Source organism: Pseudomonas sp. HLT2-19-2, assembly GCF_054898005.1.
Map to the genome: position 1 here is coordinate 1,541,458 of NZ_CM142712.1, position 22,888 is coordinate 1,564,345.

The window sequence follows — 22,888 nt, forward strand, 5'->3', positions numbered from 1 at the left end:
ACTGTGGGAGCAAGCTCGCCACACAGTGGTTGTGTTTGTCAGTTAGCAGAGCTGTAGCGGCGGACGCCGGACTCGATGACCGGAATTTGCGCCGCCGTACTGCCCGACGCCTGAAACAGCACCAAGTGTTCAGCCGCGACACGAATGCCGACCTCCGAACCCACCTGATGATCAGCATGGCTCGGGAAAATCGACTCCAGCTGCGCACCGGTCGGCATCTGCAAGCGATACAAGGTCGACGCACCCTGGAAAGACTTGCCGACGATCCGTGCTTTCAAACCGTTGTCCGGTGCATAAACGATATCGTCCGGACGCAGCAACACATCCACCGCACCGCCAACCGGCCAGGTGTAGGCACGATTACCGCGTAACTCACCCAATTCGGTTTGCACCGACTCGGGGCTGCTCATCTGACCGCGAATGAAATAACCCTGGCCGATGAAACTGGCGACAAACGGCGTCAGCGGTTCGTGATACAGGTTGTAGGGCGTGTCCCACTGCTCCAGACGACCTTCCTTGAAAACCCCCACATGGTCGCTCACCGCGAAGGCTTCTTCCTGGTCATGGGTCACCAGAATCGCGCTGGTGCCACGGGCTTTGAGGATGTCGCGCACCTCATGGCTGAGCTTGCGTCGCAGCTCGCCATCAAGGTTGGAGAAGGGTTCGTCAAGCAGCAGCAGTTGCGGTTCCGGTGCCAGGGCGCGCGCCAGTGCGACGCGCTGCTGTTGACCACCGGATAGCTCATGCGGGAAGCGTTTGCCGAGGTTTTTCAGATTGACCAGCTCCAGCAACTCTTCGGTGACGCGATCCTTCTGCGGATGTTTACGGATCCCGAAGGCGATGTTCTCGGCCACGCTCAAATGCGGAAACAGTGCGTAGTCCTGGAACACCATGCCGATCCGGCGTTTCTCCGGGGCGAGGGTGAAGCCGGCGCGGGAGATCGTCTCGCCCGCCAACTGGATTTCACCTTCGTGTACCGGTTCGAAACCGGCAATGGCCCGCAGGGTGGTGGTTTTGCCGCAACCCGAAGAGCCCAGCAAGCAGCCGATGTCGCCGGCATTCAAATGCAGGTTGAGGTTCTGCACGACCCGCTGGTCCTGGTAGCCGCAGGCGAGGTTGCGCAGGTTAAGCAGTAATGGATGGCTCATGCGTGGTGGTACGAAGGCGGGACGAGAAACTCGAGCAGGGCCTTTTGTGCGTGAAGACGGTTTTCGGCTTGATCCCAAGCAACGGAGCGCTTGTCATCGAGCAAGTCGACGCTGATTTCCTCGCCACGGTGGGCCGGCAGGCAGTGCATGAACAGCACGTCTTCAGCGGCCAGGTCGAGCAGGGCGCGGTTGACCTGGAACGGCGCAAACAGCTTCAGGCGTTTGGCGGTTTCCTCCTCCTGGCCCATGGAGGTCCAAACGTCGGTGCTGACCAGGTGGGCGCCGCGTACGGCATCCTTCGGATCGCGGACGATGGTGACCCGATCACCCGCCTTGGCCACGAACTCAGGGTTGGGTTCAAAACCCTCCGGGCAAGCGATGCGCAACTGGAAGTCGAACTGCATCGCCGCTTCTATATAGCTGTTGCACATGTTATTGCCGTCGCCGATCCAGGCCACGGTTTTGCCCTGGATCGAGCCGCGGTGTTCGAGGAACGTCTGCATGTCGGCCAGCAACTGGCACGGGTGCAGGTCATCGGACAGGCCGTTGATGACAGGCACGCGGGAGTTGGCGGCAAATTCGGTCAGGGTGCTGTGGGCAAAGGTACGGATCATCACGGCGTCGAGCATGCTCGACATCACGATCGCGCAGTCGCCGATCGGCTCGCCACGGCCCAGCTGGGTGTCGCGCGGCGACAGAAAGATCGCCTGGCCACCGAGCTGGATCATGCCGGCTTCGAACGAAATACGGGTGCGGGTCGACGATTTCTCGAAAATCATCCCGAGCACGCGGTTTTTCAAAGGCTCGAACAGTACGCCGCGGTTACGCAGGTCTTTGAGCTCAATGCCTCGACGGATCACGCTGACCAGCTCTTCGGGCGTGCAATCCATCAGGGAGAGAAAGTGCCTTGCGCTCATCATTGACTACCTTTTTGCAACAGACCGCAGATACTCAAAGCCTTGTTTAACTGAAAAACGGGCGAGACCTGCGGCGTAAGCCGCACGGGGCGACGAAATAGGGGGAGGCGCGATATTGACATTAAATGTCGCGTTTTTCCAATAGGCTACGGTGTTTAGGGGATTTCAGAGGGGCTACGGGGTGACCGCAGTAGCGCTTTTGAAGCCTGTTTCCTGACAGCAGCCCGTCATTTGTACACTGGGGTCGCGGGGCTTTGCAATCAAACGGGGTGAGGATGGCATAGCAGCGGTCGGTTTCTGACCTGTCTTTCGACGCATTTGTGTTCAGGATCGATCGATGTGTCTGGTCTGAAACATTTGCTTATGCAAGATGGCGGGTTATAACTAATCCACGAACGACGCAGGAAGCCTTCGGAATGGAATCGAAAGAACAACAGTTAATGGAATTACTCGGCCTTACGGCTCGCTCGCTGACCCACCTCACCGCGTCCATGACCTCGATGTCCTTCGAGTTGATGCGCAGTGAAGACGAAGTGACCAAGGCAGCCGGTCGGCGGATGATTGACCGCATGGCAACCATCAGCACCGGGCTCGACGAGCACTGGCGGCTGATCGGCGAACTTACCGGTGTTCATGTCGCTCAAGAGCAGATTGAAACCATCCAGGAGATCCAGTTGCAGAGGCCACCGAGGCTGCCGCCGAACTGATCTCCGGCGGTCATCGGCTGGCCTGATGGTCGCCGATTCACAAGAGGAACGTCGCTGGCGCGGTCGTGGGTCAGGCGCCATAGTTTTGTTCCCGCGGCCGATATCGCCCGCCCAGAACAAGACAGAGACTGGCCATGACCAAGACTCTCCATCACCGTGCGTGCCACTTGTGTGAAGCCATCTGCGGCCTGACCATCGAAACCACCGAGGTCGAAGGCTCTGTGCAGATCACTTCGATCAAGGGTGACCCTCAGGATACATTCAGTCGTGGGCACATCTGCCCCAAGGCTGTTGCCCTGCAAGATATTCAGAACGATCCGGATCGTTTGCGTCAGCCGATGCTGCGAGTCGGCAGCGAATGGCAACCCATCGAGTGGGAAGATGCCTTCAGACTTGTCGCCGAACGTCTTGCGGCGATTCAGGAGCGTCACGGACAGAACGCGGTGGCGGTCTATCAAGGCAATCCCAGCGTGCACAATTACGGGCTGATGACCCACAGCAATTACTTTCTCGGCCTGTTGAAAACCCGCAACCGGTTTTCTGCGACCTCGGTTGACCAATTGCCTCATCACCTGACCAGCCATTTGATGTACGGCCATGGCTTGCTGTTGCCGATCCCGGACATCGATCACACCGATTTCATGCTGATCCTCGGCGGCAATCCGCTGGCCTCCAATGGCAGCATCATGACCGTGCCGGATGTGGAGAAGCGCTTGAAGGCCATTCAGGCGCGCGGCGGCAAAGTGGTGGTGGTTGATCCGCGCCGCAGCGAAACGGCGGCGATTGCCGACCAACATCTGTTCGTGCGCCCGGGTGGCGATGCCGCGTTGTTGTTCGGGCTGCTCAACACTTTGTTTGCTGAAGGCCTGACCCGCGACAGTCATTTGCCGGTGGAGGGTCTGGATGAGGTGCGGGAGGTCGTCGCAAGTTTCACCGCCGAGGCCATGAGCCCACTGTGTGCAGTGCCCGCCGAACAGATCCGCCAACTGGCGCGGGACTTTGCGGCAGCGCCGACAGCGGTCTGCTACGGCCGCATGGGGGTCTCGACCCAGGCGTTCGGCACCTTGTGTCATTGGGTTGTGCAACTGATAAACCTGGTCACCGGTAATCTCGATCGCGTGGGTGGTGCGTTGTGCACCGAACCTGCGGTGGACTTGGTGGCATCCACTTCAGGCGGGCATTTCAATCTGTGGCAGAGCCGGGTGTCCGGGCGTCCTGAATATGCGGGTGAACTGCCGGTGTCGGCAATGGCTGAAGAGATGCTCACCGAAGGGGAAGGGCAGGTCCGCGCGCTGATTACCGTGGCGGGAAATCCGGTACTCTCGACGCCCAATGGCCGGCAGCTCGAACAGGCACTGGACGGTTTGGAGTTCATGGTCAGCATCGACCTGTACATCAATGAAACCACGCGTTATGCCGACCTGATTCTGCCGTCCACATCGGCTCTGGAAAACGATCATTACGACACGACTTTCAATATGTTTGCGGTGCGTAACGTCAGTCGGTTCAACCGCGCGATCCTTGCCAAGCCCGACGGTGCGTTGCATGACTGGGAGATCTTCGTGGGGCTGGCCACGGCCTTTGCTGCGAAGACTGGCAAAGCATTGAAACCAACTGTCGCTCCGGCGCAGATGATCGATCATGGCTTGCGGATGGGGCTGTATGGCGACGCTTCGGAGCACAAGCTATCGCTGGCGACGTTGTTTGATCACCCTCATGGTGTCGATCTTGGGGCATTGAAATCCAACCTGGCTCCACGTCTGAAAACGGTAAATCAGCGAGTCCAGGCCGCGCCTGCCGTGATCCTGGCTGACCTCGTGCGCTTTGCGGCGTTGCAAGCACCGGCCTTTGATGAGTTGCTGATGATTGGCCGCCGTCATGTGCGCAGCAACAACTCGTGGATGCACAACTACCATCGCCTGGTGAAGGGCAAGCCGCGCCATCAATTGCTGATGCACCCGGATGACCTGGCCAGCCGTGGGCTCAACGACGGGCAGCGAGTGCGGGTCAGTTCGCGGGTCGGTGTGATTGAAGTTGAAGTGCTCGGCAGTCTGGATATGATGAAAGGCGTGGTCAGCCTTCCGCATGGTTGGGGCCATGCGCGGCCAGGCGTGCAGATGACCATTGCCAGTGGTCAGCCGGGCTCCAGCGCCAATGACTTGACCGACGAGTGTCAGCTCGATGAGTTGTCGGGCAATGCGGCGTTGAACGGTGTGCCAGTGACCGTGGCGGCGGCTTGATCAAGTCTGTCGGGGAGACCGAGCAGGGGGCTCGGGTTTCCGTTACAATGCGCCACCGTGCCGACCACTGAGTCGGAAAGTTCAGCCGAGGTGCTCCATGGATATCATCGAAACGATTAAAGAGCAGATTGCTAACAACACCATTCTGCTTTACATGAAAGGCTCGCCGAATGCCCCGCAGTGTGGCTTCTCCGCGAAAGCCGCGCAGGCCGTGATGGCGTGTGGCGAAAAGTTTGCTTACGTGGACATCCTGCAGAACCCGGAAATCCGCGCCAACCTGCCAAAGTACGCCAACTGGCCAACCTTCCCGCAACTGTGGGTCGGTGGTGAGCTGGTCGGCGGTAGCGACATCATGACTGAAATGTCTGCTGATGGTTCGTTGCAGACTACGATCAAAGCGGCTGTTGAAGCCGCTGCTACCAACAAGACTGAAGCCTGATCCGCTTTTTGTAGGAGCGAGGCTTGCCCGCGAAGGCGTCTTACCTGAAAGACCGCTTTCGCGAGCAAGCTTCGCTCCTACAAGAGCGAAGGCACAAAAAAGCCCCGCCTCTTTAAAAGAGCGCGGGGCTTTTTATTGTCTCGAGTTTAGCGGGCGCGAACTTACTCTTCGCCCATCTGCGATTGCAGATAGTTCTCAAGACCGACTTTATCGATCAGGCCCAGTTGGGTTTCCAGCCAGTCGATATGTTCTTCTTCGGACTCAAGAATATCTTCAAGCAGTTCACGGCTGCCGAAGTCGCCAACGGTTTCGCAATGAGCGATGGCTACTTTGAGATCCGCGTGACCGGTGCGTTCGATACGCAGGTCGCACTCAAGCATTTCCTGGGTGTGTTCGCCGATCTGCAGCTTGCCCAGGTCCTGGACATTCGGCAGGCCTTCAAGGAACAGGATGCGCTTGATCAGCTTGTCCGCGTGCTTCATCTCGTCGATGGATTCGTGGTACTCGTGCTTGCCGAGCTTGTTCAAACCCCAATCTTCATACATGCGTGCATGCAGGAAGTATTGATTGATCGCGACCAGCTCATTGGCAAGGATCTTGTTGAGATGCTGGATGACTGTAATGTCGCCTTTCATGATGGGGTCCTGCCCTGTATTAGCTGTCAATAAGGCAGAGTTTGAGCCGCGTAATTAAGAGTGTCAAACCTAAGTTATTGAAACTTAAGTTAAAATTAATCGGAATAAGAGTGTTTATGTTCCGCGTCTAGAGCGTAAGCGGTTGATTTTCAGACAAAAAAAACCGGACATCAAGTCCGGTTTTTTGAAATAGGGTATTTATGCGGCAGTAAATTCTACGGGATAGGGAATCGCGGACTGAGCCGATTGCAATTTGGTCAGGGTGTCGCGGACCACTTCCTTGGCAAGGCAAGCACATTTGCCGCATTGGCTGGCTACGCCGGTGGCCTGACGGACTTCTTTATAGCTGCAGCAACCTTCATAGATTGCATCGCGGATTTGACCGTCGGTGACGCCAGTGCAGAGGCAGACATACATAAGTGAAAACCGTCGCTGGTTGTGACTCAATTGCGATGGATCTTAATGTTAACGAGAATGATTGTCAAAGTGGTTTCTGAAAGCTTTGGTCGAGGCTGACGAACGGTTTCCCCTCAGCGGCGATCACACCGAAAGTCAGACGACAGCATTTCCCTTGGCAAAAAAAGCGTTAAGGACAGGTCAAAAACGCAGTGTATGATGGCCGGTCCTTATGAAGCGGGTTCGTGTCACAGGGCTGTCGTCTGAAGGTGGCAGGCTGATACGAAACCAGTTCTTCACGTTTTTACACCAGGAGATATCCAATGAGCGTACTCGTAGGCAAACAAGCCCCTGACTTCACCGTACCGGCCGTACTCGGTAATGGCGAAATCGTAGACAGCTTCACCTTGTCGTCGGCCATCAAAGGCAAATACGGCCTGGTGTTCTTCTACCCACTGGACTTCACCTTCGTTTGCCCGTCCGAGCTGATCGCTCTGGACAACCGCATGTCTGACTTCAAGGCACGCAACGTTGAAGTGGTTGCCGTTTCGATCGACTCGCACTTTACCCACAACGCCTGGCGCAACACCCCGGTAAACAATGGCGGTATCGGCCAAGTCCGTTACACCATGGCTGCCGACATCAAGCAGGAAATCATGAAGGCCTACGACGTTCAGTCCGCTGACGGCGTGGCTTTCCGTGGCGCATTCCTGATCGACGACAAAGGCGTTGTCCGTTCGCAGATCATCAACGACCTGCCGCTGGGCCGTAACATTGAAGAGCTGATCCGTCTGGTCGACGCTCTGCAATTCCACGAAGAGCACGGCGAAGTTTGCCCTGCCAACTGGAAAAAAGGCGACAAAGGCATGACCGCTTCGACCGAAGGTGTCGCGGCTTACCTGACCGAGAACGCTGCTGCGCTGTAAGGCACGTTGAGGCATAAAAAAACCGGCTGCTGAGGCCGGTTTTTTTATGGGCGGGATAAATCCAGCGACGTATCAGTCGTTGTAGTCTTCCCAGCCGCCCATTTGTTTCCAGCGATTGACGATGCCGCAGAACAGCTCGGCTGTCTTCTCGGTGTCGTAGCGAGCCGAGTGGGCCTCACGACCGTCAAAGTCGATATCGGCTGCCTGGCAGGCCTTGGCCAGTACCGTTTGACCGTAAGCCAGACCGGCCAGGGTTGCAGTATCGAAGCTCGAGAACGGATGGAACGGGTTACGTTTCATGTCCAGGCGCGCGACGGCGGCGTTGAGGAAACCCAGATCGAAGCTGCTGTTGTGCCCGACCAGAATCGCCCGTTTGCAACCATTGGCTTTAAGCGCCTTGCGGATGCCGCGGAAGATGTCGGTCAGGGCTGCTTCTTCACTCACCGCCATGCGCAGCGGGTGATCGAGTTTGATCCCGGTGAATTCCAGGGCGGCCGCTTCGATGTTCGCGCCTTCAAAAGGCTCTACGCGAAAGAAGTAGGTGTGGTCGGGGTACACAAACCCTTTTTCGTCCATGCCGATGGTGGTGGCGGCAATTTCCAGCAAGGCGTCAGTGGCAGAGTTGAAACCACCGGTTTCAACGTCGACAACGACTGGCAGGTATCCACGGAAGCGTTCAGCCATCGGGTGGCGCGAACCACCTCCGCCGCCTTGACCTTCCTGTTCGTCGTCGAAATGGTCTTCACTCACGCGTGTTCCTCCAGCAGGCGCCAGCGCAGTTTTTCACCGGCGCGCAGCGGGATTACGGTCAGCTCGCCAAATGGCAGGCTGGTTGGGGCGGTCCACTCATCGCGGACCAGGGTGATGCGATCGGTGTTCACCGGCAGGCCGTAGAAACGCGGGCCGTTCAGGCTGGCAAAGGCTTCGAGCTTGTCCAGCGCGTTGCGCTGTTCAAAGGCTTCGGCATACATCTCGATCGCTGCATAAGCGGTGTAGCAACCGGCACAGCCGCATGCTGCTTCTTTGGCGTGCTGGGCATGGGGCGCCGAGTCGGTGCCGAGGAAAAACTTGTCGCTGCCGCTGGTGGCGGCGTCGAGCAGGGCTTCCTGATGGGTGTTGCGCTTGAGGATCGGCAGGCAATAGAAGTGAGGCCGAATCCCGCCCACCAGCATGTGGTTGCGGTTGTACAGCAGGTGATGCGCGGTGATGGTCGCGCCAACATTGGCCGACGCCGCGTTGACGAATTGCACGGCGTCAGCGGTAGTGATGTGTTCGAACACCACTTTGAGCGTCGGGAAACGCTCGACCACACGGCGCAGGTGCTCATCGATGAAGATTTTTTCGCGATCGAAAACGTCGACATCACCACGGGTGACTTCTCCGTGAACCAGCAAGGGCATCCCGACTTCGGCCATGGCCTCAAGTGCAGGGAAAATCTTGTCGATGCTGGTAACACCGGAGTCCGAGTTGGTGGTCGCGCCGGCCGGGTACAGCTTGGCGGCGTGAATGAAGCCGCTGGCCTTGGCCTCGCGAATTTCTTCGGGCTGGGTGCGGTCGGTCAGGTACAGCACCATCAACGGTTCGAAGCGGCTGCCAGCCGGGCGTGCAGCGAGAATCCGCTGGCGATAGCCGTCGGCTTCAGCGGTGTTACGCACCGGAGGTACCAGGTTGGGCATGATGATGGCGCGACCAAAGGTGCGCGCGACATCTGCAACGGTATTGGTCAACACGGCACCATCGCGAAGATGAATATGCCAGTCGTCGGGACGCAGCAGGGTCAGGCGGTCGGACATGAGGGGATTCCAGGCGGGTCAAACTGAGGGGAATGCTACCGGAAAAGACTCTTCCAGGCACTCGCTATCAAGTTTTGCAGGAAGCTTCCGATATCCAACAGGTATGCCGTAAACATGTGTGTGTCGGTCTTTTTGTTGTAGAAGCCAGTGGAGCCTCCCGTGCGCCAGCGTTATTTAGCCTTGCTCAGCGTATTTGCCAGCCTTCCAGCGATGGCGCTCACTTTCCAGACCCGTCTGGAGAGCATCGAGTGGACGGTCGAAGGAGACCAGTTCGAGTGCCGCCTGACTCAGCCGATCACCGATTTTGGTTCCGGTGAGTTCGTACGCCGCGCCGGCGAGCAAGCGACGTTTCGTCTGAAGGCTTACAACACAATGATCGGCGGCGGTTCGGCCACCTTGCTGGCGGCGGCTGCACCCTGGCAGCCGGGGCGTGGCGACATTAACCTCGGGTCTGTGCGAATCGGCAGTGGCGATGTGCTGTTCAACAGTTCGCAAGTTCAGGCCGGGCGTTTGATCAGTGGCCTGATGGATGGCCGCAGCACGGTTGTTCGACATTACTCTGGCGATGGCCGGATGTCGGAAGTGCGCCTGTTGCCGGTCAAGTTCAGCAAGGCCTTCAACGACTATCAGGGTTGCGTGGCAAAGCTGCTGCCGAAGAATTTCGAGCAGGTCAAACAGTCCGAAGTTGGCTTCCCCGGCGAAGGCATCGATCTTGACGCTCGGGCCAAGGCTCAGTTGCAGGTGATGCTGGATTTCATGAAGGCCGATCCGACGGTCAACCACATCGAACTCGATGGCCATTCCGACAACAGCGGCAACCGCCTGACCAACCGTGACCTGTCGCGCCGCCGGGCTCTGGCTGTCCTGGACTTCTTCAAGGCCAACGGTATTCAGGAATCGCAAGTCACCCTGCGCTTCCACGGCGAGCGTTATCCGTTAGCGCCCAATACCAGTTCTGCCAACCGGGCGAAGAACCGTCGGGTCAATGTGCACCTGGCGCGGGTTGCGCCCACCGAAAAGCCCGCCCCTCAGGCCGCTGCCTCGGCGAGCGCCGCGTCGACTTCCTGAACCCGCTGTAATCGTCGCTCACTCGACATAATCTGTCGCTTCGTCGTCATAAGCTGTCGCGCCTCTGTAAATTATCCTGTATGACCGGTAGACTTGACGGCTTTCCGTAGAACCCCGTGGAGTGATGGCATGGCGGACGTAAACAAGGTCGTTCTGGCGTATTCCGGCGGCCTGGACACTTCGGTGATCCTCAAGTGGCTGCAGGATACTTATAACTGTGAAGTCGTGACCTTCACCGCTGACCTGGGTCAGGGCGAAGAGGTCGAACCTGCACGCGCCAAGGCACAAGCCATGGGCGTGAAAGAGATCTACATCGACGACTTGCGCGAAGAATTCGTGCGCGATTTCGTTTTTCCGATGTTCCGCGCCAACACCGTTTACGAAGGCGAGTACCTGCTGGGTACTTCCATCGCTCGTCCGTTGATCGCCAAGCGCCTGATCGAAATCGCCAACGAAACCGGCGCAGACGCCATTTCCCACGGCGCCACCGGCAAGGGCAACGACCAGGTTCGTTTCGAACTGGGCGCCTACGCCTTGAAACCAGGCGTGAAAGTGATCGCTCCGTGGCGCGAATGGGACCTGCTCTCGCGTGAAAAGCTGATGGATTATGCTGAAAAGCACAACATCCCGATCGAGCGTCATGGCAAGAAGAAATCCCCGTACTCGATGGATGCCAACTTGCTGCACATCTCCTATGAAGGCGGCGTGCTGGAAGACACCTGGACCGAGCACGAAGAAGACATGTGGAAATGGACCGTCTCCCCGGAGAACGCTCCTGACAAAGCCCAATACCTGGAACTGACCTACCGCAACGGCGACATCGTCGCACTGGACGGCGTCGAAATGACCCCGGCCACCGTGCTGGCGACCCTGAACCGTATCGGTGGCGAACATGGTATTGGCCGTCTCGACATCGTCGAGAACCGCTACGTTGGCATGAAGTCCCGTGGCTGCTACGAAACCCCTGGCGGCACCATCATGCTGCGCGCCCACCGTGCGATCGAGTCGATCACCCTGGACCGCGAAGTGGCTCACCTCAAAGACGAGCTGATGCCTAAATACGCCAGCCTGATCTACACCGGTTACTGGTGGAGCCCTGAGCGTCTGATGCTGCAACAGATGATCGATGCGTCCCAGGCCCACGTGAACGGCGTTGTGCGCCTGAAGCTGTACAAGGGCAACGTGATCGTCACCGGTCGCAAGTCCGACGAATCGTTGTTCGATGCCAACATCGCGACCTTCGAAGAAGATGGCGGCGCCTACAACCAGGCCGACGCGGCGGGCTTCATCAAGCTCAACGCTTTGCGCATGCGTATTGCGGCGAACAAAGGCCGGAAGCTTTTCTGAGATTTTTGAAGCCGTAGTGGAACGACTGTAGTGGCGGTAATAGAGGTGTGGCCTTGTCGATGACAAGGCCACACATCTGAATAGGGGGGATTTCCTGCTGGACATCGTTTTAACAGCGTTCTTTTTGTTTCTGTAATTCCTTCCTTCTGTTTCTTCTCTCTGAAAGCTCTTCAAGCGTTACCTGCTGCGTGCCAGGTAAAAGGAGTGATCAAGAATCGTCAGGCCACGTGAATTCAAATTGTAAGCAATGCAGAGCGTTGGGCCGTTGCGGTTCTTTGTCTGTTTTGAATGCGTGAGGGCGCTTTCCTTCAGTAATGCCTCCGAATCGGTACAGGTGAGAAACACAATCACTTGCGCAGGGCTTCCCTGTGGGTGCAGATTTTTTTCAATCCAGGCGCCAAACTCCTTTTTTTTGTTCAACCACCGCGCATCGACGATGTGCAGGTTTTTTAGCGGCTCGGTCAGGCACACGTGCTGTAGCGCCGAGAGGCTTGTCTGAATTCCGATCCGGGCGGGAGGGTCCTTCAGGTTATCGGGCCGCTGACCGCGATCAGCGTTGTCCATCACTTCTAAAAAATGCTTTCCTTTCCCAAAATCCGAGGGCGCGTACAGCGACCGGTAGTTGAAGTTGAGTGTGGCGAAGAAAAGAAAAAGCAAATAAAAGGGAAAACTGATCAGGAACCAGACATAGAGCTCTTTCTCCTTATTGTCGAGAAAGGGCAGTGAGACGGCGGCCGATGTTTCAGAAATAGCGGCAAATATGGCAATAACTGTCAGAGGGTTGACGATTTTTTTCTTTAGTATGTTCATGTTTTCTGCTCATGGAAGTATTGTCTTTTCTCGAATGGTTAATATTTTTGGTTTTGGATTTTAATAACTCGGTTATTGTTTTTTTGTGGGTGGGTGTTCCTTTAAAAGTTGGATTTCAATGGGGGATAATAACGGCAATGAGTGAGGGCGGGTATATCTGTTTTTGATGTTTTGGTTGCGTTGGAATGAATTTTTGAAGTGTTGCATGGTGTGATTTTTTCTTAATGCTTGATGTGCAGTGTTTGTGGTATGGGTTTTTAGAGGGGAAACATCAGTTACTTTTAAGCGTAGCTCAATAGTTGGTGTTCGTTGGATCGCTTGCGATGGAGGCTGTAGTTTGGTTTTCTGATTGTAAATCGAAACACAAAAACTGCGAAAAATATAAATTCTTTCAGGTTGATAAAATTTCAAGTCCCAGTATTTGGGTATATTTTGTAAGACGAATCCCTAATGTCTGTAGGGAATGTCTCTCGGTGTAGGTGGCCGAGGGGGGCGGCATGCCATGGGTGAAACGACTAGGCTATTGTGCGGGCTCTAAAAATTCGAACAGCGAAAATTGGACTTGCCCATGAATAAAGTGCTGATCGTGGATGATCACCCCGTCATTCGTCTTGCGGTACGAATGCTAATGGAGCGTCATGGCTACGAAGTTATTGCAGAGACAGATAACGGCGTGGATGCGTTGCAACTTGCCCGTGAGCATATGCCGGATATTGTCATCCTGGATATTGGAATACCGAAACTTGATGGGCTGGAAGTCATCGCGCGTTTAACGTCGACAGCAATGCCCATGAAAGTACTGATATTGACTTCCCAGGCACCTGGGCATTTTTCCATGCGTTGCATGCAATCGGGTGCCGCCGGGTATGTCTGCAAACAACAGGATCTCACCGAATTACTCAGCGCGATAAAGGCAGTATTGTCAGGCTACAGTTACTTTCCAAATCAAGCCTTGCATACCGTACGTTCCAGTTTGGGGAACGCCAGTGAGGCCGATATGGTGGATCGTCTGTCGGGACGGGAAATGATGGTCTTGCAACAGTTGGCCCGAGGCAAGACCAACAAGGAGATTGCCGATGGAATGTTTCTTAGTAATAAGACTGTCAGTACTTACAAGACCCGCCTGTTGTTGAAACTCAATGCTCGCTCCCTGGTCGACCTGATCGAATTGGCTCAACGCAATGGTTTGGTGTGACTGCCTCAACGTTTGACGAGGCGCGATGAGCGGGGGCATCAGGGGTTGGCACTTAGTAAAAAGCCTCCGTTTCGGGAGGCTTTCAGGTGTCATGGATCAAAATCGTAATCGGCCAATTGCTTTTGCAGTCGGCGCTCCTCCAACAGATTGTCGATGGTACGGCGTTTGCTCAGGTTGGTCTTCGCCACTTCAACCACCGGCTCGGTGTCATCAGCCTCAACGGGGGTGAAGTCGTCTTCTACGTCCAATTGCTCTTTGCCAGTGCTCATAGTGTTACTCCAGGCTAAGACTGCCTTTGGCGCTCCTTATAGCGATAATCTCCCGGCGGGTAAAAAAGATTTTTTCAATCGATAAATCAAAAAACCTAATAGCGCCTCAATCGTCCGAAGTCTTTTGCTTGTATTCACACAAGTCTTCGATCCGGCAACTGCCACAGCGAGGCTTGCGGGCCAGGCAAACGTAGCGTCCGTGGAGGATCAGCCAGTGATGGGAGTCGAGCAGATATTCCTTGGGCACGAACTTCATCAGTTTGTTCTCAACCTCGACCACATTTTTACCGGGAGCAATGCCGGTACGATTGCTGACCCGGAAAATATGCGTGTCCACGGCCATGGTCAGCTGACGGAATGCGGTATTGAGCACCACGTTGGCGGTCTTGCGGCCGACGCCGGGTAACGCTTCCAGCTCTTCACGGGTTTGCGGCACTTCGCCTCCATGACGTTCCACCAGCAAGCGACAGGTCTCGATCACGTTTTTCGCTTTGCTGTTGAACAGGCCGATAGTCTTGATGTATTCCGACAGTCCCTCGACACCCAAGGCATAAATCGCCGCCGGCGTATTGGCCACCGGATAGAGTTTGGCAGTGGCCTTGTTCACGCCGACATCGGTCGACTGGGCCGAGAGAATCACAGAGATCAGCAATTCGAACGGCGAGGAGTAGGCCAGTTCGGTCTTTGGTTCCGGGTTGTCTTCGTGTAATCGGCGGAAAATTTCCAGACGTTTTGCGGCATTCATGGGCAGTGCGTTTCCTCGAAGGCGGTCAGTGTGAGGGTGTCGAGCGGGTCCAGGCCTGACGTGCGGCGATCAGCAGTCCCAGCAGAATGAATCCGCCGGGGGCCAGGGTGGCCAGGTGCAAGCCACCGTCGGCGGTCAGTACCCAACCTTGCCAGTCCACTTGCGCAGTGCCAGCCAGCCATGGCAGATGGCTGCCGAGTGTGCCGTTGCCGATGAGTTCGCGCAGCAAGCCAAGGCCTGCCATCAACGCGCCGAACAAGCCACACAGGCGCAGGCGATCACGCCGGGCGCTCTGGAAAAAACCGGTGTTTTCCAGCACGACACATTGCAAGGCGATCAACCCTGCATAGAACCCCACATGGTGGTGCCATTGCAGCGACCAGAGTTGCGCGGCGAGCTCCGCGCAGCTGGTCAGCGTGGCCGCCAGCAGGACGCCGGCAAGCAGGTGTGTCGCCGGGAGAAGTCGGGATCGCAAGGCGCCCATGCACACACCAAAGGCATTGATCACTACGATGAACATCAGCCACAAGCCCAAAGCGGACACCAATGAGTCCGTGGCGCCGATCAGCGGCGCGAGCATCAGCGAGTTCTGCAGAGACGATGACTTATTCATGGGGGCTACTCCCCATCAACTGTTGCCGGCGTTCATCGAAGTAGCGCAACGCGTCATGGATGGCGTTGATCACTGCTCTTGAAGTAATGGTCGCCCCCGCCAATTGATCGAATTGCCCCTGATCCTTTTTCAAGGCCCAGCCAGCATTGGCGGGTTCGGTTCGAGATTTACCGACAAACACCTGAAACCAGGCATTAGGCCAGTCGGCAATGTTGCCACCCAGCCCCGGGGTTTCTGATTGCTTGAGCGTTTTGACGCCAAGCAACTTGCCGTTTGCGTCGATGGCGATCAGCAATTCGATGGCGCCCTCATAGCCTAAGGTCTGGCTGCGCAGCAACACGGCGCTGGGTTGGCCAGTCTTGGTCGCCAGATAGCCACCCAGCAGCGTACTGTTGGCCAATCCAGTGTTTTCGAGTGCGAGTGGCTGTTCCAGCGGCTGATTGTCGTAGCGCTCGGCGGGCAGCAGATCCAGCAGGTTACGGCTGTCGATCAGGCGCTGTTCGGCCACAATTCGCGGCGCGCTGATGTGCTGGACCAGGTAGGTCACGCCAATCCCCAGTCCTGCCAGTAACACCAGGACCACAGCGCTCGATGCTCGGCTCATGGCGCACCCCGTTCCTGTCTGGAAGCGACGCACCGCTCCAGCGCCGGCACACAGAGGTTCATCAACAGCACGGCAAAGGCTACGCCGTCCGGATACCCACCCCAGGTACGAATCAGGTACGTCAGCAGCCCGACGCCCACGCCGAAAAGTAGTCGCGCGCTGGGGCTTTTTGCGCCAGACACCGGTTCCGTGACGATGAAGAATGCGCCCAGCATGCTCGCGCCAGTGAGCAGATGAAACAGCGGCGAGCCATGGGAGTCGGAGCCTGAGCCGTTCCAGCACAGCAGGCTGATGACGAACAGACTGGCGAGCATGCCGACCGGCGCATGCCAGCTGAACACCCGTCGTTGCAGCAGAAACGCGCCGCCCGCCAAAAAGGCCAGGTTGACCCATTCCATGCCTCGGCCGCCGAAGTGACCGAACGCCGGGTTAGCGGCAAACAGTTCGTCGATGGTCAGGCTTTTGTTGATCCGCAGGCTGTCCAGCGCTGTGGCCTGGACCCAGGCATCCGGCGTCTGGCTGAGGCTGAACCCAAACACCTGCTGCAAGCCGCCGAGCAGGTCCAGTCCATGGGATGACGGCCAGTGGGTCATCTGTTGGGGAAAGCTCACCATCACGAGGGCGAAACCGAGCATTGCCGGGTTGAATGGGTTATTTCCTACGCCGCCATACAGGTGTTTGCCGAATACCATCGCGAACGCCGCGGCACAGACCGCCAGCCACCAAGGGCAATAAGGCGGCAAGGCCAGAGCCAGCAGCGTCGCGCTGACCAGTGCGCTGCCGTCGGTCAAGGTTGGCTTGAGCGGTCGCTTGCGCAGTTGCAGCACGGCCGCTTCAACGGCCAATGCGGTAACGCCTGTCAGAATCAGGTTGATCAACACCCCCCAGCCATACAGCCAGAACAACACCAGCATCCCCGGCACGGTGGCCAGCAATACCAGCTTCATGGCCTGCTGAAGGCGCTCGTCGACCGATTCAAGGGGCGACATAGGCATCCACCTGACGCTCGGCTTCATTGACCGCGAGTTCCAGTGTTTCGATTTGCTCAGCGGGAGCTTCGCTGGCGTGGGCTTTCTTGAGTTCGGCGCGGCGCATGGCTAACTGGATCTTTGCCCGATTCAGCTGCGCATTTTTCGCCGGAGCAACGGGCGCCGGGGCTGGCGGTGCAGTGCTTTCCAGTGTCGCCAACGCCTGTTCGGCAGCCTCGAACTGCTGTTGCAGGAGGATCAGTTGCGACTGCTGCTCGAAGGTCGGCGGATGCCCGAACGCCTTGAGAGACTTGTTCAGTTGCGCCCGACTCATTGCCAGATCGATCTTGGCTTTTTTCAACGCCGCATCCGCATTGGCTGCCTTCTGTGCGCGGACTCGCTCAAGAGCAGCCTGAATCGGGTCGAGTGTCGCCACCTCGCTGTGCTGGACGGCGCGCTGGGCTCGGGCCTGACGTTCGGCGATTTTCAGTTCTTCTTCACGACGCAGGCGAGCGTTGCGTTGTTCGAATCGACGCCGTGCGTGATCGCGCTTGGCCGTCCGGGCGCGTTGTTCCTCGAGGCTGAACGCCAGGCCGCCGACAATCGGTAGCACCGTGGCCAGCGGCAACGGCCGCATCTCGATGCAATCCACCGGGCAGGGCGCCACGCACAGGTCGCAACCGGTGCATTCATCGACGATCACCGTGTGCATTAATTTCGCCGCACCGACAATGGCATCCACCGGGCAGGCCTGGATGCACTTGGTGCAGCCGATACACTCCGCTTCACGAATGTAGGCGATCTGCGCCGGTGCCGAGCCGCGACTGACGTCCAGTTCCAGCACCGGCACGTTCAACATCTCAGCCAGGGCCGCGATGGTTTCGCTGCCGCCTGGCGGGCATTTGTTGATCGGCTCGCCGCTGGCAATGCCTTCGGCGTACGGTTTGCATCCAGGATGGCCGCACTTGCCGCATTGGGTCTGCGGCAAGAGGGCGTCGATGCGTTGAATCAGACTCATGTTTTGATCAGTCCACTGAATCCGAGAAAAGCCACTGCGATCAGCCCGGCGCCGATCAACTCGATCGGCAGGCCACGAAAAGGCAGAGGGATATCATTATCGAGTGTGCGTTGGCGCAAGTCGCTGAACAGGCTCAGTACCAGCCAGAAACCCAGCCCGCCACCCAGGCTCAGGGCCATGGCGTGGAAGAGTCCTTTGTCGTCTTGAGCGTTGAGCAGCGTCAGGCCGAGTACGCCGGCGTTGCCCAGCAGCAGGGGCCAGAGGCCATCGAACGCAAGCTTTGGAAGTGACCGAGAAAGCGCTTTCAGCAGCGGACCAATCAGCAAAACGCTTAAAGGCAGGAATACGAAAAGGCGCAGCGACGTCAGCTCCAGCGGGATCAGCAGCCAACGGTAGGCCAAGTAGCCCAGCGTGCCGACGATCAGCATCAAGCAAGCCGTCGCAAGGCCCAGCGCGTGGACCTGCCGATGCTCGTTGCCCAACAGCGGATCGACGCCCAGCGGCCAGTGCAACACGAGGTTGTTGATCAGGGCTGCACTGATAAGCGTAAGAACAATTTCGGTCATGATCGTGCCGGCAAGAACGGGGCTTTTTAACAGAGCGGTCTAAAAAGCTTAGGCATTATCCGGCAAGGACGGAGGGTGGGCCAGACATGAAAAATCCCACAGTCGCGCCAGGCACGACTGTGGGATCGATTTGCTGCACAACCTTACTTGATGCGCTGACCTGGTTTGGCGCCGCTGTCAGGGCTGAGCAGGTAGATTTCTTCACCGCCGGGGCCCGCGGCCATGACCATGCCTTCGGAGATCCCGAACTTCATTTTTCGTGGCTTGAGGTTGGCGATCATCATGGTCAGACGACCATTGAGTTTGGACGGATCCGGGTAGGCACTCTTGATCCCGGAGAACACGTTGCGTTGCTCGTCACCGATGTCCAGAGTCAGGCGCAGCAGTTTGTCAGCACCTTCCACGTGTTCGGCCTTGAGGATCAGGGCGACGCGTAGGTCGACAGCGGCAAAGGCATCGAACTCGATCTCTGGCGACAGCGGATCCTTGGCCAGTTCGCCATTGCCGACAGGCGCAGTTTCACCGGTGTCGGTCTGGCTGGCGGTCAGGTCCTCTTTCGAAGCGTCGCTCATGGCTTGCACTTTCACCGGGTCGATACGGGTCATCAACGGTTTGAACTCGTTCAGCTGATGGTTACTGAGCAAGGTGGCGTGGTCGTCCCAGGTCAGCGGCGCGACGTTGAGGAACGCCTCGGCGTCGGCGGCCAGTAACGGCAACACCGGCTTAAGGAAGATCACCAGTTGGCGGAACAGGTTCACGCCCAAGGCGCAGATGGCCTGGACTTCGTCCTGCTTGCCTTCCTGTTTGTTCAGCGACCACGGCGCCTTGTCGGCGATCCAGGCGTTGGCACGGTCGGCCAGGCCCATGATCTCGCGCATGGCACGGGCGAAGTCGCGAGCCTCGTAGGCGTCGCAGATGCTCGGCGCTGCGGCCAGGAACGCTTCGGTCAGTTCCGGCGCGGCATTACCCGCCACCAGCACACCGGCGTTGCCTTTATGGATGAAACCGGCGCAACGGCTGGCGATGTTGACGACTTTGCCGACCAGGTCAGAGTTGACCTTCTGCACGAAGTCTTCGAGGTTCAGGTCGAGGTCGTCGACGCCGCGGCTCAACTTGGCCGCGTAGTAGTAGCGCAGGTATTCCGGCGACAGATGGTCCAGATAGGTTCGGGCCTTGATGAAGGTGCCGCGGGATTTGGACATTTTCTGACCGTTGACGGTCAGGTAGCCGTGGACGTTGATGCCGGTCGGTTTACGGAAACCGGCGCCTTCAAGCATGGCTGGCCAGAACAGCGCGTGGAAGTTGACGATGTCCTTGCCGATGAAGTGGTACAGCTCGGCGGTGGAATCCTTGCCCCAGAACGCGTCGAAGTCCAGGTCCGGACGACGGGCGCAGAGGTTCTTGAAGCTGGCCATGTAGCCAATGGGCGCGTCCAGCCAGACGTAGAAGTATTTGCCTGGCTCGTCGGGGATTTCGAAACCGAAGTACGGCGCATCGCGGGAGATGTCCCACTGTTGCAGGCCGGCATCCAGCCATTCGGCGATTTTGTTCGCCACGGCCTCTTGCAGGGTGCCGCTGCGGGTCCAGGCTTGCAGCATTTCCTGGAAGTCCGGCAGCTTGAAGAAGAAGTGCTGGGAATCCTTGAGCACCGGGGTGGCGCCGGAGATCGCCGACTTCGGATCCTTCAGATCAGTCGGCGCGTAGGTCGCACCGCATTTTTCGCAGTTGTCGCCGTACTGGTCTTCGGTGCCGCATTTCGGGCAGGTACCCTTGATGAAGCGGTCGGCCAGGAACATTTTCTTTTCCGGGTCGAAGTACTGAGTGATCGAACGCGTGGCAATGTGCCCGGCGTCGCGCAGCTTCAGGTAGATCTGGCTCGACAGCTCACGGTTTTCTTCGGCGTGAGTGGAGTGGAAGTTATCGAAGTCCACCAGGAACTCGGCAAAGTCGGCGCTGTGTTCAGCCTGGACGTTGGCGATCAGTTGTTCCGGGGTAATGCCTTCCTTTTCCGCGCGCAGCATGATGGCCGAACCGTGGGCGTCGTCGGCGCAGACATAAATGCATTGATTGCCGCGGTGCTTTTGAAAGCGCACCCACATATCGGTCTGGATGTATTCCAGCATGTGGCCAAGATGGATCGAACCATTGGCATAGGGCAGGGCGCTGGTGACGAGGATCTTGCGTGGCTCGGACATGGGGCTCGGCTACTTGATGAAACGGAGGTCGGCCACTATAAAGCGCCGGCGCATATTTTTCACCCCCGCGACCCGTATCCACGGTCCAGGTTGCGTCTGGACATTGGGTATCTGTCACATTCTGAAAGCATGCCGTCCAGGCCATAGAACGGTTAGGATACCCGCCTGATTTTCCAGTCTTGCTATCGGAGTTGCCCATGAGCGTCGTCAATCGCGCAGCGGTGGAAGCCGTCCTTCGCCAATACACCGACCCTTACCTGAACCAGGACCCGGTCAGCGCCGGGTGCGTGCGCGGCATCGACATTCAGGGTGATCGCGTCAGCGTCCAGCTGGAGCTGGGTTACGCCGCCGGTCTGTTCAAGAGTGGCTGGGCGCAATTGCTGCAAATGGCCATTGAAGGGCTGGACGGCGTGACCATCGCCCGCGTCGAGATCACCAGTGTCATTGCCGCGCACAAGGCTCAAGCGCAGATTCCGGGGCTGGCCAACGTCAAGAACGTGGTGGCCGTGGCATCCGGCAAGGGTGGTGTGGGCAAATCCACCACCGCCGCCAACCTGGCCTTGGCCCTGGCCCGCGAAGGCGCCAAGGTCGGGATTCTCGACGCGGACATTTACGGACCGAGCCAAGGCATCATGTTCGGCATCCCCGAAGGCACTCGACCCAAGGTCAAGGATCAGAAGTGGTTTATTCCGATCGAGTCCCACGGCGTCGAAGTCATGTCCATGGCGTTCCTGACCGACGACAACACGCCGATGGTCTGGCGCGGGCCGATGGTTTCCGGTGCTTTATTGCAACTCGTCACTCAAACCGCCTGGGGCGACCTCGATTACCTGGTCATCGACATGCCACCAGGCACCGGTGACATCCAGCTGACCCTGGCGCAGAAAGTCCCGGTGGCCGGCGCGGTGATCGTCACTACCCCGCAAGATCTGGCATTGCTGGACGCGCGCAAAGGCGTGGAGATGTTCCGCAAGGTCAACATCCCGGTGCTGGGCGTGGTGGAAAACATGGCCGTGCACATCTGCTCCAATTGCGGGCATGCCGAGCATCTTTTCGGTGAGGGCGGTGGTGTGAAGCTAGCCAACCAGTACGGCGTCGAGCTGCTGGCTTCCTTGCCGCTGTCGATGATCATCCGCGAGCAGGCCGATGGCGGCAAGCCAACGGTAATCGCCGAGCCTGACAGCCCGATTGCGATGGTTTACCAGGAACTGGCCCGCCATGTCGGCGCGCGGATCGTGTTGCAGGAAGCGGCGACACCGGCCATGCCGAACATCACGATCAGCGACGATTGATTCGCTGAAAAAGATCGCAGCCTCGCTTCGCTCGACAGCTCCTACAGGTGTAAGTCAATCCATGTAGGAGCTGTCGAGCGAAGCGAGGCTGCGATCTTTTGATCTTGCTTTAGATCCGCAACCCGCCATCCATTTCCAGAATCCGACCGGTGTAGTAGTCGTTCTCGAAAATGTAGGCCGCGGAATGGGCGATCTCTTCAGTCTTGCCCATGCGCTTGAGCGGAATCGCGGACGTTATCTTCTCCAGCGCCTCAGGCTTCATGCTCAGCGTCATCTCGGTTTCGATAAAGCCCGGTGCAATGCCCGCCACCCGAATACCGTAGCGTGCCAGTTCCTTGGCCCAGGTCACGGTCGCCGCAGCGACACCCGCCTTGGCGGCGGAGTAGTTGGTCTGACCGACGTTGCCAGCGCGGGAGATCGACGAGATATTAATGATCGTGCCGCTGTTGTTCAGCTCGACCATTTTGGCCGCGACTTCACGGGTGCACAGGAATACGCCTGTCAGATTGACGTCGATGACTGCCTGCCACTGGGCCAGGCTCATCTTGGTCATCTCGCCGTCCTTAACCTTGATCAGCAGGCCGTCGCGCAGAATCCCGGCGTTGTTGATCAGGCCATGGATTGCGCCGAAGTCTTCGGCCACCTGGGCGACCATGTGGGACACTTGCTCTTCATTGGCGACATTGCACAGATAAGCGCGAGCATCGACGCCTTTAGCCTTGCAAGCGGCGACAGTGTCGTCGAGTTTTTCCTGGTTCAGGTCCACCAGCGCCAGCTTCGCGCCTTTTGCGGCGAAATACTCGGCCATGGAACGGCCTAAACCCTGGCAACCGCCAGTGATAATGATTACTTTGTCAGTGAGTTGCATTCGCATGCCCCAATAGCAGGTCAGAGGAGTGGGTTCCTTCTAGAGGGCCTCTCGATCTGCACCTGGCCTGGTTGCACATGAGAACTGCCCCGTTGGCGGACTGGAACTTATCCCCAGGCGCCTGTCCGT

24 protein-coding genes are annotated in these 22,888 nt (G+C 57.7%); 8 read left to right on the forward strand and 16 right to left on the reverse strand.

Annotation, left to right across the window (positions count from 1 at the left end):
- Positions 1 to 38: 38 nt before the first annotated feature.
- Positions 39 to 1,148: an ABC transporter ATP-binding protein gene (locus tag ACYZTU_RS07075; protein WP_461969001.1), complete on the reverse strand. Its 1,110-nt coding sequence runs from the start codon at positions 1,146 to 1,148 to the stop codon at positions 39 to 41.
- Complete coding sequence (argF, locus tag ACYZTU_RS07080; RefSeq protein WP_461969003.1) at positions 1,145 to 2,065, reverse strand: ornithine carbamoyltransferase; 921 nt, start codon at positions 2,063 to 2,065, stop codon at positions 1,145 to 1,147. Before argF ends, ACYZTU_RS07075 begins: the two co-directional genes overlap by 4 nt.
- 416 nt (positions 2,066 to 2,481) lie before the next feature.
- Between argF and ACYZTU_RS07085 the strand changes: the two genes are divergently transcribed.
- From ACYZTU_RS07085 to grxD, 3 genes are all read left to right on the forward strand, one after another.
- Positions 2,482 to 2,772, forward strand: a complete 291-nt coding sequence (locus tag ACYZTU_RS07085; protein ID WP_461969005.1) for a hypothetical protein — start codon at positions 2,482 to 2,484, stop codon at positions 2,770 to 2,772.
- Between the two features lie 134 nt (positions 2,773 to 2,906).
- Positions 2,907 to 5,012, forward strand: a complete 2,106-nt coding sequence (locus ACYZTU_RS07090; RefSeq protein WP_461969006.1) for a molybdopterin oxidoreductase family protein — start codon at positions 2,907 to 2,909, stop codon at positions 5,010 to 5,012.
- Positions 5,013 to 5,109: 97 nt separating this feature from the next.
- Entirely contained in the window at positions 5,110 to 5,451 is a 342-nt protein-coding gene (gene grxD / locus ACYZTU_RS07095) for a Grx4 family monothiol glutaredoxin (protein WP_461969007.1), read from the forward strand.
- 161 nt (positions 5,452 to 5,612) lie between these two features.
- On the opposite strand, the gene bfr is transcribed toward grxD, so the two are convergent.
- On the reverse strand, positions 5,613 to 6,086 hold the full coding sequence (gene bfr / locus ACYZTU_RS07100; RefSeq protein ID WP_017340571.1) for a bacterioferritin: 474 nt from the start codon (positions 6,084 to 6,086) through the stop codon (positions 5,613 to 5,615).
- A gap of 198 nt (positions 6,087 to 6,284) precedes the next feature.
- On the reverse strand, positions 6,285 to 6,503 hold the full coding sequence (locus tag ACYZTU_RS07105) for a bacterioferritin-associated ferredoxin (RefSeq protein ID WP_461969009.1): 219 nt from the start codon (positions 6,501 to 6,503) through the stop codon (positions 6,285 to 6,287).
- Between the two features lie 302 nt (positions 6,504 to 6,805).
- On the opposite strand from ACYZTU_RS07105, the gene ACYZTU_RS07110 reads away from it, so the two are divergent.
- Entirely contained in the window at positions 6,806 to 7,408 is a 603-nt protein-coding gene (locus ACYZTU_RS07110; protein ID WP_461969011.1) for a peroxiredoxin C, read from the forward strand.
- Positions 7,409 to 7,480: 72 nt separating this feature from the next.
- Here ACYZTU_RS07110 and rnt read toward each other — a convergent pair whose 3' ends face one another.
- Together rnt and pyrC are read right to left on the reverse strand one after the other, a co-directional pair.
- Positions 7,481 to 8,158, reverse strand: coding sequence for a ribonuclease T (gene rnt / locus ACYZTU_RS07115; protein WP_282375366.1), 678 nt, complete (start codon positions 8,156 to 8,158; stop codon positions 7,481 to 7,483).
- Positions 8,155 to 9,201 carry a dihydroorotase gene (gene pyrC, locus ACYZTU_RS07120; RefSeq protein ID WP_461969013.1) on the reverse strand — a complete coding sequence of 349 codons (1,047 nt, stop codon included), beginning with the start codon at positions 9,199 to 9,201 and terminating at the stop codon, positions 8,155 to 8,157. Before pyrC ends, rnt begins: the two co-directional genes overlap by 4 nt.
- 159 nt (positions 9,202 to 9,360) lie before the next feature.
- Here pyrC and ACYZTU_RS07125 point away from each other — a divergent pair, with 159 nt between their 5' ends.
- Together ACYZTU_RS07125 and ACYZTU_RS07130 are read left to right on the forward strand one after the other, a co-directional pair.
- Complete coding sequence (locus tag ACYZTU_RS07125; RefSeq protein ID WP_461969015.1) at positions 9,361 to 10,269, forward strand: flagellar protein MotY; 909 nt, start codon at positions 9,361 to 9,363, stop codon at positions 10,267 to 10,269.
- 129 nt (positions 10,270 to 10,398) lie between these two features.
- Positions 10,399 to 11,616 carry an argininosuccinate synthase gene (locus ACYZTU_RS07130; protein ID WP_088422930.1) on the forward strand — a complete coding sequence of 406 codons (1,218 nt, stop codon included), beginning with the start codon at positions 10,399 to 10,401 and terminating at the stop codon, positions 11,614 to 11,616.
- A 177-nt stretch (positions 11,617 to 11,793) separates the two neighbouring features.
- On the opposite strand, the gene ACYZTU_RS07135 is transcribed toward ACYZTU_RS07130, so the two are convergent.
- Positions 11,794 to 12,426, reverse strand: coding sequence for a hypothetical protein (locus ACYZTU_RS07135; protein ID WP_461969017.1), 633 nt, complete (start codon positions 12,424 to 12,426; stop codon positions 11,794 to 11,796).
- 568 nt (positions 12,427 to 12,994) lie between these two features.
- Between ACYZTU_RS07135 and ACYZTU_RS07140 the strand changes: the two genes are divergently transcribed.
- Positions 12,995 to 13,621, forward strand: coding sequence for a response regulator transcription factor (locus ACYZTU_RS07140; protein ID WP_008155570.1), 627 nt, complete (start codon positions 12,995 to 12,997; stop codon positions 13,619 to 13,621).
- 89 nt (positions 13,622 to 13,710) lie between these two features.
- On the opposite strand, the gene ACYZTU_RS07145 is transcribed toward ACYZTU_RS07140, so the two are convergent.
- The 8 genes from ACYZTU_RS07145 to metG form a co-directional block, all read right to left on the reverse strand.
- On the reverse strand, positions 13,711 to 13,890 hold the full coding sequence (locus ACYZTU_RS07145; RefSeq protein ID WP_461969019.1) for a PA3496 family putative envelope integrity protein: 180 nt from the start codon (positions 13,888 to 13,890) through the stop codon (positions 13,711 to 13,713).
- A 106-nt stretch (positions 13,891 to 13,996) separates the two neighbouring features.
- Complete coding sequence (nth, locus tag ACYZTU_RS07150; protein ID WP_449646063.1) at positions 13,997 to 14,635, reverse strand: endonuclease III; 639 nt, start codon at positions 14,633 to 14,635, stop codon at positions 13,997 to 13,999.
- 25 nt (positions 14,636 to 14,660) lie between these two features.
- Positions 14,661 to 15,248: an Rnf-Nqr domain containing protein gene (locus ACYZTU_RS07155; protein ID WP_461969021.1), complete on the reverse strand. Its 588-nt coding sequence runs from the start codon at positions 15,246 to 15,248 to the stop codon at positions 14,661 to 14,663.
- Complete coding sequence (locus tag ACYZTU_RS07160; RefSeq protein WP_461969023.1) at positions 15,241 to 15,852, reverse strand: RnfABCDGE type electron transport complex subunit G; 612 nt, start codon at positions 15,850 to 15,852, stop codon at positions 15,241 to 15,243. Before ACYZTU_RS07160 ends, ACYZTU_RS07155 begins: the two co-directional genes overlap by 8 nt.
- Positions 15,849 to 16,841 carry an RnfABCDGE type electron transport complex subunit D gene (locus ACYZTU_RS07165; RefSeq protein ID WP_461969025.1) on the reverse strand — a complete coding sequence of 331 codons (993 nt, stop codon included), beginning with the start codon at positions 16,839 to 16,841 and terminating at the stop codon, positions 15,849 to 15,851. Before ACYZTU_RS07165 ends, ACYZTU_RS07160 begins: the two co-directional genes overlap by 4 nt.
- Positions 16,828 to 17,838 (reverse strand): electron transport complex subunit RsxB, encoded by a 1,011-nt coding sequence (gene rsxB, locus ACYZTU_RS07170; RefSeq protein ID WP_461969026.1) that lies wholly within the window; start codon positions 17,836 to 17,838, stop codon positions 16,828 to 16,830. The genes ACYZTU_RS07165 and rsxB overlap by 14 nt, the downstream gene beginning before the upstream one ends.
- Positions 17,835 to 18,404 (reverse strand): electron transport complex protein RnfA, encoded by a 570-nt coding sequence (locus tag ACYZTU_RS07175; protein ID WP_461969028.1) that lies wholly within the window; start codon positions 18,402 to 18,404, stop codon positions 17,835 to 17,837. Before ACYZTU_RS07175 ends, rsxB begins: the two co-directional genes overlap by 4 nt.
- A gap of 143 nt (positions 18,405 to 18,547) precedes the next feature.
- Positions 18,548 to 20,599, reverse strand: coding sequence for a methionine--tRNA ligase (gene metG, locus ACYZTU_RS07180; RefSeq protein WP_461969030.1), 2,052 nt, complete (start codon positions 20,597 to 20,599; stop codon positions 18,548 to 18,550).
- Between the two features lie 197 nt (positions 20,600 to 20,796).
- Between metG and apbC the strand changes: the two genes are divergently transcribed.
- Complete coding sequence (gene apbC / locus ACYZTU_RS07185) at positions 20,797 to 21,891, forward strand: iron-sulfur cluster carrier protein ApbC (protein WP_282375381.1); 1,095 nt, start codon at positions 20,797 to 20,799, stop codon at positions 21,889 to 21,891.
- 109 nt (positions 21,892 to 22,000) lie between these two features.
- On the opposite strand, the gene ACYZTU_RS07190 is transcribed toward apbC, so the two are convergent.
- On the reverse strand, positions 22,001 to 22,759 hold the full coding sequence (locus ACYZTU_RS07190; RefSeq protein ID WP_461969032.1) for an SDR family oxidoreductase: 759 nt from the start codon (positions 22,757 to 22,759) through the stop codon (positions 22,001 to 22,003).
- Between the last annotated feature and the right edge of the window lie 129 nt (positions 22,760 to 22,888).